This is a genomic window from Deinococcus rhizophilus (assembly GCF_030271215.1).
Classification (GTDB): domain Bacteria; phylum Deinococcota; class Deinococci; order Deinococcales; family Deinococcaceae; genus Deinococcus; species Deinococcus rhizophilus.
The window spans coordinates 1-9,094 of sequence record NZ_JASNGB010000118.1 but is presented as its reverse complement, the minus strand read 5'-3'; the positions used below and the strand labels follow the sequence as shown (position 1 = coordinate 9,094).

Here is a 9,094-nt window from a genome sequence, read left to right as displayed (position 1 = left end):
AGCCGAGCCTCTACTCGAAACCGTCCAAACTTTGGGGCCAGCCCACTACCTGGCTGTGCCTGCGCATACCAGCGAGCGCCGCGATTACATTCCCTTCGGCTACATGGACGGGGATACGGTCATCAACAACGCCCTTTTCATGGTGCCGAACGCTGATGTGTTCACCTTCGGCGTGATGACCAGCCGTGCGCACATGGACTGGATGCGCCTCACCAGCGGCCGCCTGGAAAGCCGCTACCGCTACAACAAGGAATTGACCTACAACACCTTCCCCTGGCCTGACCGGGCGCGGCTCAAGCCGGCCCAGGTGCAGGGCATCGAGCGCGCCGCCCAGGCGGTGCTCGACGCGCGGGCCGCGCACCCTGACAGCAGCCTGGCGCAGCTCTACGACCCGCTGCTGATGCCGGCAGATCTGCGAGCCGCCCACCGCACCCTCGACCGGGCCGTGGAGAGCCTCTATGACATCCGGGCCGGCGCAACTGAGGCGCAGCGGCTCGCCGTGTTGCTGGCCGCATATCAGGCCCTGATGCCCACGCTCCAGGCGCAGGCGGCCAAGCCGAAGCGCGGGGGCCGCAAGACCGCCACCGCCAGGGACTGACCCTTGCTGAAGCCTCAGCAAGTACGGCAGCCGCTCTGCGGCTGCCGTACTCCTTTGCTCGTGCTCCAGTCCAGAGCGCCCAGAGGCTTAAGCACCCGTTACCCTGCCCCCATGCGCGCCCCCGCCTCCGCATTGCTCGCTGTCAGCGCCCTCATCACCTGCCGCAGCAACTTCCAGTGCAGTGCTGGATGGACCCGCCGGGCCAGTTCGATCACCCCGTCGCTGAACAGCCGCCTCGCTGTGTCGCGCTGCCGTCTGGGTTTTTCACACACGGCGACCCGGTCCAGGTAATGACCGGCATCCGCGGCGAGGTGATCCTACAGCTGCCCCAGCGTGAGGCTGAGGCGTCCCGAGTGGGCCGACTGAGGGTGAGGGTAGGACCTACACAAGTGCACCTCCGTTCAGATGCAGGGCGAAAGGCGACGCACCAACAAGAAGCCCCCAGGCACGCGTCCGGGGGCCTTGAGTAGCGGGATTCAGTCGTCCTCCTCTTCTTCCTCCTCTTCGATCTCAGGCTCTGGGCTCTCCACGATCACGGGCGGCGCGCTCTTCTTAGGCGTGGGCGTCCATCCCTGCTCCATCGCCCAGGCGATCAGCTCTCCGCGTTGGACACTGGTGAGCGATTTCCACCACTCGAATTGCGTCATCGTCTGGGTCCGCACCCGAAATTGCTCGCTGCGTGCCTCACCTTCCAGCGCGCCGTAGGGGGCTTTGAGGCCCTTGAGACGGCTCTCGCTGTATCCGGGTTTGGTGCTCTTGCGGGGTTGGTCGGACATGGATTCATCTTCGCTGATGTGAAGAAGCCCCGGCACTGAGGCCGGGGTAGGGGTGAGGGTTCAGGAGCTGTGGCGCTCGAGCAGCTCCTCCAGGTCGGGCATCAGGTCATCGATTCCGTGGAAGAAGGCCTCGAACTCCTCCTCGTTGAAATCACCGTCCTCGGTGAACGCTGGCCATTCGCTGTCCGGCCCGCCGGGCGTCATGCCGAGCGCGACCTCCTGCTCGTCCAGGACCACGTCACCGTCACGCAGGCGGTAGAGTCTGCTGTCAGTGCGGATGGAACCGTCGTTGAGGTTGTAGACGATGCGCAGTCCCATTCCGTTGTATTCAGCGGCGAACCGCAGCAACTCACGGGCGTAGGCGCGGCGGACGGGCTCGGAGTTGTAGAGGGCAAGGTGAGTATCAATGTCGTCTTCTGGCACCAGGAGGTCGAACGCTTCGAGCTGAAACTCGGGGGGCTCAACTTCCTCGCCGTCCGCCTTGACGGTCACGCGCACTGGGGCGCAACCGTGGGCACCCACCGTGTCGACCCTCCAGTTGAACTCCCAGTCGGAATAGTGGGCATCGAGCGCCCCGAGGATCTCGTCGATCAGCTCGTCCTCGTAGCGGTCCACCAGCTCGTCGCTGCGGATGATGCGGTGAGGAGTCTCCGCGAGCACTTCCACGCGGGTGAACCCGTCGTAGGTCGCGAGGTGGCTCAGGATCACGAGGGCCTCCTCGCGGCTCAGGTTGTGGTGGCGGGTGACGGTGATCTGGACAGTCTCAGGGCGGGTGGCGAGGGCAGCGGTGGTGCGGGTGATGCTGGTCTGGGTCTGCATATGGGGCTCCTTCTGCACACTCCCGGGTCCCGGGAGTGGAGTGGAGCTGGACCGCTTCTGTTCGTCGCCTCGTTATCGTCGCGTTTCCGGTGTCTCTGTGTCTCGTGCGGGGTCCTGCTCAACTGGATAGATGATGACACTTTGTCATCAATGTGTCAAGCCCCCCTTGTCGGCCCCCGCGCCCCCAGTCCCTCTGGCAGCATCAGGGCGTCCTCACGCACGGTAGGCACGGGAGTAGCCGAGCAGCACGCGCTCGAGGTTGATGCTGTAGGGCTCGAGCCAGCGGGACCGCTTCATCCGGTATTCCTGTCGAAGCTGCTGAGTAAAGTGCTGCACAGAGATCCCGAGGGTGAGCCCCCGAGGCGTCCCCGCGGCTCAGAAGCTCTAGCAAGCCCATCTCCATAGGCCATGGCTTCTGCGTACGCGCTCGCATTCAAGAGGACACCCCCACGTCTGTCGGGCAGAGGTCGGTCAACCTTGCCGGCTGCGCCCTGAGACGACACGACCGCCGCATCTCCACCACCGTGACGGCGAGGCTGATCTCCAGGCGCCGGGGCAAGGGCTGCTGTTCCACGCCAGCCACTGCTGATTCCCGCAGTTCAGGATGCCCGTTTCCTCCGGGTGGAGGAGTTGAAGGATACGCACGACCTCCCGCACGGGTGGTAGAGGTGAAACGACGTTTCCCAGGAGGAGCACTGCCTCAGCCGGGCCCGGGCCAACCCGCGTGAGCGTGGGGAGGGGAGAGGCAGCATGCCCGGGTGGTGCCCGTGCCCCTGAGCATTACGAACGGCCGAAAGACCCTGCGTTGTTCCAGGCTCGCCGTATGGTAAAGCCCCCGCCGCAGGTGAACGGGGGCGCAGGGACCCCCTCCTCCTAGAGCCGTGCGCGTTGCGGTCGCGTCTGGATGGCCCAGCAGGGACCGTAGCGGGGGTGTTCCAGCAGCCGGATGCTGCCGCGCCGGGGCTGGCCCGTCATGTCCTGACAGAGGGTTCGCAACGCGCCGCTGAGCACGCTGACCCCGAATACCGTGGGTGTGGCGATGTCGTGGTGAATCCGGTGAATCTCACGCTCGTTCCGGTCGAGGTAGCGACACGAGACGGTGTTGTCGCCCTCAACTGCATTGGGATAGTTCAGGATGCGCCGTCCGGTTCGCCGCTCGGACTCGGACTGAATGTGGGTGATGAGGCGGAGGCTCAGCCCACGGACGCGTGGGGAAGCGAGGCCCAGCCCGATAACGCTCGACCAGATCGCGTCTCCCTCCCCGGTCCCCGGGATATACGCCACAGGCCCAGGCACCTGCACGGTGTAGATGATCGTCTCCAGTTGATCTGTGTCGACCGTCTCGGGGAGCAGGGGTTCGATCTCCTCGACGGTCCTTCCGATCAGGGGACGCAGGTGGTCGTTGGTGATCTGCTCAGGCCGCAGGTGTCGGAGGGTCACGCTCCGAATTCTGCGGCCTGGGGTAAGTCTGCACGTCCGCAAATACCGCACCACCCATCAGGGGGCAAGGGAACAGCCTGCACAGTGAAACCCCCGTCCAGGAGCAGACGGGGGCGAGAGAGGAAGAGCTCAGGCGAGGCGGCGGCGACGGCGCAGGGGTGTTGCCGTCTCGATGGCGTTGAGGATGACCCCGAGAGTATCCTCGCGGTTCATGCTTGCGAGCAGGTCATTCAGGTCTCCCACCGCACCCGTCTCGCAGATCCAGGGGTCTGCGCCCGCGTCCCGGAGCCGCTGCACCAGCCGCCGCCCCGCGAGTGCCGCGCCGTGCTTCTGCCCCTCGCTCTTCAGCGTCTCGGTCGCCTGCGCGTCGTCCAAGCCGGCGAGATCCCCAAGCAGCATCCGGCGCCCGTGCGTGTCCGCGTCCAGGAGTACGTACACGCGTAGGCCGGCGAACAGCTGCGCTTGGGCGGGGGAGAGGTTCGCGAGCCCCCGCACCGCAACCACGGGCAGGTCGGGCATCAGCACGCGCATGGTCCAGTAGTCCAACTCGCCCTCGGTCAGGATCACGCCGTCGGGCAGCATGCCGCCCAGTTCCTCCAGTCCGATCAGCTCCGCGCTTCCGCCGAGCGGGTTGAGGTATTTGCGGTAGTGCTCGCGTGCAGGGTCACCCTCGGGCGGCGCAGGGGTGAGCGTGCGGGCTTTGAGGTTAACTACTTCGCCGCCGCGCCAGGTCGGGATGATCACCCGGTCGTGCCACATGACGCTCGGGCGCCCCTCCGAGTTGAGCGGTAGCAGGGCGCTGGGCACAGTGCTGTCTGCGACGCCCACGCCCATCTGCTCGAGTTCGTCGCCGCTGAAGCCGCGCGAGAGCAGGTAGTTGAGCGCCTCTTGGGACACGGGCGTCTCCTGGGCCCACAGCGCCTGCTGCGCGGCCAGCGCGAGGGGCGTGAAGGGGCGCTGAGTGACGGTCCGCACCTTCTCACGCGGAGTCGGGCGAGCGAGGGGCTGGCGAGGCTCCGAGCGGCCCGGCAGCGGCTCGCCCCGGATCACCGCGACCGCTTCGAGGAACTGGTATCCCTCCACGCGCATCAACCACCCGATCGGGTCGACGCTGTGGAAGTCGCAGGACGCGTGGAAGCAGTGCGCCGTGTTCCTGGTGGGGTTCACGTCCAGGTCGTTCCGCCCGCATGCCGGGCAGATACCCACGCGCTCGCGGATGATCCTGCCGCTCTGCTGCACCAGGTCGGTGATGCTCGCCTGGGCAGCGACAGCGGCCCGGTCCACGCGCCCCCAGGGGCCGCGTACCTGGCGGGGCTGCTCCTGGATGCTGGGCGCGGGCAAGTCAAGGGTGAGGTCGGGCGCGAGGGCGGCAGGCAGCTCGCCTCCCGGGGCTGGGAGCACGTCCTGACCCAGCGAGAGCAGGGTGCTCTCCATCGCGTCCCCGGACGCGCTCGTGCGAGGGATCTGGAAGAGCTGGGGCTGCTGCTGGCCTGTCATCAGTTCACCGTCCTAGGCTGGCGGGTGGGCAGGGTGATGTTGCCGTTGTGGCTGCGGGTGTTGGACCACTCGGCCATTTTGTGGTCCCAGATGATCGGGTCATCGGTCGCCCCAAATCCGGAGCGGGACTTCGGGATCGCAACCTTGCCCTCGGTGAACCACTGCCCGCGTTGTGCTTCGGTGACGGCTTCGTCCTTGTCACGGTAGACCGAGATCATGGTGTCTACGTGCGCGATGACACCCTTGTAGCCGCTCAGCCCACCCTCGTGGACCGGGCCGTCCCGGCGAGTGGCCTCGAGCTTGACCTGCGAGAGGGCGAGCACTACCACACCGGTCTGATGCGCGGCAGCCATGAGTCGGCGTGCGATCTCGTCGCGGGCCTCCCAGCTGGTGAAGCCCTTGATGGTCACGTGGTCGAGGTTGTCGATGATCATCATGGAGTCGCCCCGACGAGCGCAGCGGCGCAGCATGCTGACCAGCACGTCGACGTCCATGTTGTTGTCGTGGATACGGAACAGTCCCGTGTCATCCAGTCGGCGCTGTGCCTCCTGCAGCCGGGCGATCACCTCCGCTGGGACCGGCTCCCCTTCCTTGAGAGACCTTGGGCTTACCCGCGCGATGATCTCGACAATGCGCCGCTTGAGGCGGTGCACGCGCTGACCGGCGTTCCCACCAGTCATCTTGAGTTCGCCGGAGCAGTAGGTCACCCCACGGCCCTGGACAATCTGGTGCAGCCCGATCTGGGCGGCCATCGAGGTTTTGCCCGCGTTGGTTTCCATGGCCAGATCCACAAAGTCGCCGGCTTGGAAGCCGCCGCTGAGGCGAGCATCCAGGAGTCTGAACCCGGTCTTGACGAATGGAATCTCGCTGTTGCCCACCGCCTGGTAGTAGGACGCCACATCGCCCATCTCGGGGTCGGAGGTGGGGCGCTCGAGCACCACGCCCGTGCCCCCCTCCGCAAGTGCAGCACCGACGTGCTCGCGCACCAGCAGGGGGTCCTGACCCGACTTCAGGTCGGACAGGTGGGAGGCGAGGATGGACGTCAGGCTGCGAGTCTCGGCGAGCGTGTGCAGGGTCTGGAGATTGGTCACCAGGTCGCTGGCCGCGTCGGCGCTGTAGATGGCTGCCCAGGTCGCTGGATCCACATCTGCCAGCTGTTTGATCTCGAACGCGGTAGGCGCGGCGCCCCGGCTGACCATCTCGCGGATGCCGGTCAGGATGGCGGCGAAGGGGCGGTGGCTCATCAGGTCGCCGGGGTAGGTCTCCAGCGCGGCCTCGAGGGTGGGCAGGCACGCCTGCTGCTGGTCGTTCGCAGCGTTCAGGATGAGTCCGAGGGTCTGGCGCTCGATTTCGACGTCTGCGGTTTTGAAGCTGGTGTTGGTCGTCATGGTCCGTTCTCCTCGGAGCTCAGAAGCTCAGGTTCTTGGTGTGGTCGATCGCAGAGGCGGTGGGGCGGCGTGCGGCCTGCTCGGCGTGGTTGCGAGCGGCGTCGGCGTGCTTACCCCAGTTCGGGAGCAGGTTCGCTATCGTCGGGGCCCGTCGGCGGTTGCGGTCGCCCCAGAACAGCGCCTTCGGGTCATCGCCGAGACGGGCCACCTCCTGGACGGCGAGCGTCCAGGTCTCGAGTGCTTCGGCGACGTCTCCGCTGTGGGCCGCGAGCAGCTGGTCAAGGCTGCGGCGCTCCGAGGGGGAGGCAACCTGCTTGGACGCGAAGCGCTCGTGGCGGCCCTCGTTCCAGATCGCGACGAAGCGGGCGACGTCGGTGTCCGACATGCTGCGCGCACGGGCCGGGCGAGCGGCGGAACTCTTCTTCGCAACAACTTCCTCTTTGTGTGGTTGCGAGCCGTCTGGTACCCCAGGCTGAGAGACAGAGATGTTCTCGTTCTCAGCTCCCTCGGTGAGCGAAGCGATCCGAGAAGAAGAAGTAGTCTTCAGAGTCTTATAGGTCTTCTTATGGTGTTCAGCTGGAGACAGGGCTGTGTCTGCCTGAACACAGGGCTGTGTCTGACTGAGCACGGGCTGTGCCTGGCTGGATACACCCTGTGTCTGGCTGGACACAGGTGCTGTGACCAGGACGGTGTCTCCGTTGCTCAGCGTGACGCTCACCTGGCGCGGCGTGCGGTTCCTGCGGGTTGCGCGCTGCAGTTCCCGGGCGGCAATCCAGTCCGCGTGGGCGAGGAGTAGGCGGTCCCGGTCGATGACGATGCGGTCGGGCGTCATCGTCGTGGGGTCGCCGGTGACCGACGTGAAGACACCCGGCAACGCGGCGCAGAGCTGCTCACGCGCCGCGCGAATCCGGGCCTGTCCGCAGCGCATCCGGCCCATCAGGTAGCGGTAGCTCAGCTGCGCCTCGTTGCCTCCAAACTCCGCCGCGAGACGCAGCGCCTCGGCGGCAAGAAACATCTCGTTGGGGCCCAGGTCAGGGTGAGTGAGGATGCAGTCCGGCACGAGGGTGAATCCCGCGCCCAGGCTCGACGGGCTGACCATGATCGCCCTGCTCAGGTCGGCCGCGTTGCCCAACCGCCGGCTCACAGCAGCACCGCCCGGCCGTCGGCGATCTGCTCGATGTTCAGGCCCACGTCTGTCTGTGCAGCGTAGCCCAGCTGCTCGAGCCGCCGCAGGGCGCGCGTGGCGAGACGGATACCGAAGCGTTCGTCCAGGTCCCGCTCGGTCAGGGTGCCCGCGTAGATGAGCCGGTGCCACGCGTAGGCCAGCACGCCGAGCAGCTCCGCGTCCAGGCGCTCGTCGGCGCACGCGCTGTGGCTGAGGGTGGTGTAGCCCATTCCACGCAGGCTTCCATGCACAGTCAGGTGGAGGGTGATGTTTTCGTTGTTTGCCACGACAAACTCCGGTTGTCGTGATCGGGTTCAACCGCTATCATGGGGGTCGTTCACACACCTAAGCAGTTGTGCCCGCTCCCCCGATGTCCGTCGGGGGTCTTTGCGAATGGCTGACGCGCGTTTCCACGCGTTCGCACCTCGGAATTCGGGTGCTGGACCCTCCTGTTATGGCAGGAGCAAACTCACCGTAGCACATTTCCTGGTTTGGACAAGGCGCTACTATGGTCATAACAGAATGGGGTTTCTGGGAAACAGTAGAATGGTGCTGTGGACGCGGAAAAAAGACTTGCCATCCTGCGCAGCGGGTTCAGAAAACGTCAGCGTCCTGCGCCGGACGCCGGGGCCAACAGGGACGTCCTGGCGGCCCACGCCTTCTGGAAGTGGTTGCAGGACCACCAGGTGAGCCTGGCAGGACTCACACGCTTGACGCAGCTGAGCCGCTCGACGCTGAGCTCGCTGTCCGGGACCGGTCATGCCCTCAAGTGGTCAGGGGTCACACGTCCGACTGTTGACCGTCTGCTGCCTGTGCTGCGGGAGGTGGATCCGGCGCTGACCCGTCAGGGGCTCCGGCAGATGTTGGAATTGAAGGACAGCCCCGCGTGGCGCGAGGGAGAGGAAGTGGACGCCAGCCTGTGGTTGACGGGCATTCCGCTGGCGCTTGAGGGGGACCTCCAGGTCAACGTGGCCCTGGACCCGAACGATCCTGCGCCGCCGCACGTGGTGAGGGTGGGGGACAGGACGGTGATCACCACACAGGAGGAAAAAGAAGGAACGCGACTGGGCCGGCTGCTCAGCCTCACGCCTGCGTGAGCCCCTCAGCTGCCCAGTCAGAACATCTGGTGATCCGGTGGTATGAAACCACAGGAACAGCAGTTCACAGATCTGGTGCAGGTCGTTGACGAAGCCAGCCAGGGCGGCGCCAACCTAGACGTGGTGATACGGCGAATGATGCTGGGGGACGGTGCCCACCCGGAAACCCGGGAGACGCGGCGACCGGCGCACGGCGCTGGCGCCAGACGGACCCTCGCCATCGCGGTCATCCCGCGTACGCCTTGGCTTATGCCCCCGCTGCTTTTCCTGCAAGGCTCATCCTGGGTTTCAGGGAGTTGGGGTGAGGAGCAGGG

Annotated in this window: 10 protein-coding genes; 3 read left to right on the top strand and 7 right to left on the bottom strand. The window is 66.1% G+C overall.

The window, feature by feature from the left end; genetic code table 11:
• Nucleotides 1-598 (top strand): type IIL restriction-modification enzyme MmeI (locus tag QOL99_RS11885; RefSeq protein ID WP_285524099.1); only part of this gene is annotated, 598 nt, incomplete at its 5' end.
• Between the two features lie 476 nt (nucleotides 599-1,074).
• Here QOL99_RS11885 and QOL99_RS11880 read toward each other — a convergent pair.
• The 7 genes from QOL99_RS11880 to QOL99_RS11850 all read right to left on the bottom strand — a co-directional run bounded on the left by QOL99_RS11880 (nucleotide 1,075) and on the right by QOL99_RS11850 (nucleotide 7,970).
• Nucleotides 1,075-1,374, bottom strand: a complete 300-nt coding sequence (locus QOL99_RS11880) for a hypothetical protein (RefSeq protein WP_285524098.1) — start codon at nucleotides 1,372-1,374, stop codon at nucleotides 1,075-1,077.
• A gap of 60 nt (nucleotides 1,375-1,434) precedes the next feature.
• Nucleotides 1,435-2,193, bottom strand: a complete 759-nt coding sequence (locus QOL99_RS11875; RefSeq protein WP_285524097.1) for a hypothetical protein — start codon at nucleotides 2,191-2,193, stop codon at nucleotides 1,435-1,437.
• Between the two features lie 873 nt (nucleotides 2,194-3,066).
• Nucleotides 3,067-3,633: a hypothetical protein gene (locus QOL99_RS11870; protein WP_285524096.1), complete on the bottom strand. Its 567-nt coding sequence runs from the start codon at nucleotides 3,631-3,633 to the stop codon at nucleotides 3,067-3,069.
• Between the two features lie 129 nt (nucleotides 3,634-3,762).
• Entirely contained in the window at nucleotides 3,763-5,130 is a 1,368-nt protein-coding gene (locus QOL99_RS11865; RefSeq protein WP_285524095.1) for a hypothetical protein, read from the bottom strand.
• Complete coding sequence (locus tag QOL99_RS11860; protein ID WP_285524094.1) at nucleotides 5,130-6,518, bottom strand: DnaB-like helicase C-terminal domain-containing protein; 1,389 nt, start codon at nucleotides 6,516-6,518, stop codon at nucleotides 5,130-5,132. Before QOL99_RS11860 ends, QOL99_RS11865 begins: the two co-directional genes overlap by 1 nt.
• Before the next feature lie 19 nt (nucleotides 6,519-6,537).
• Nucleotides 6,538-7,650: a hypothetical protein gene (locus QOL99_RS11855; RefSeq protein ID WP_285524092.1), complete on the bottom strand. Its 1,113-nt coding sequence runs from the start codon at nucleotides 7,648-7,650 to the stop codon at nucleotides 6,538-6,540.
• Nucleotides 7,651-7,658: 8 nt separating this feature from the next.
• Complete coding sequence (locus QOL99_RS11850; protein WP_285524090.1) at nucleotides 7,659-7,970, bottom strand: hypothetical protein; 312 nt, start codon at nucleotides 7,968-7,970, stop codon at nucleotides 7,659-7,661.
• Nucleotides 7,971-8,237: 267 nt separating this feature from the next.
• On the opposite strand from QOL99_RS11850, the gene QOL99_RS11845 reads away from it, so the two are divergent.
• Nucleotides 8,238-8,780, top strand: a complete 543-nt coding sequence (locus QOL99_RS11845; RefSeq protein ID WP_285524088.1) for a hypothetical protein — start codon at nucleotides 8,238-8,240, stop codon at nucleotides 8,778-8,780.
• 42 nt (nucleotides 8,781-8,822) lie between these two features.
• A partial coding sequence (locus QOL99_RS11840) for a hypothetical protein (RefSeq protein ID WP_285524087.1) occupies nucleotides 8,823-9,094 on the top strand: 272 nt, incomplete at its 3' end.

Bases quoted from the DNA above. Each gene is read 5' to 3' on its own strand.
- QOL99_RS11860 (WP_285524094.1), bottom strand. From the start codon at position 6,518: ATGACGACCAACACCAGCTTCAAAACCGCAGACGTCGAAATCGAGCGC.
- QOL99_RS11875 (WP_285524097.1), bottom strand. From the start codon at position 2,193: ATGCAGACCCAGACCAGCATCACCCGCACCACCGCTGCCCTCGCCACC.
- QOL99_RS11865 (WP_285524095.1), bottom strand. From the start codon at position 5,130: ATGACAGGCCAGCAGCAGCCCCAGCTCTTCCAGATCCCTCGCACGAGC.
- QOL99_RS11880 (WP_285524098.1), bottom strand. From the start codon at position 1,374: ATGTCCGACCAACCCCGCAAGAGCACCAAACCCGGATACAGCGAGAGC.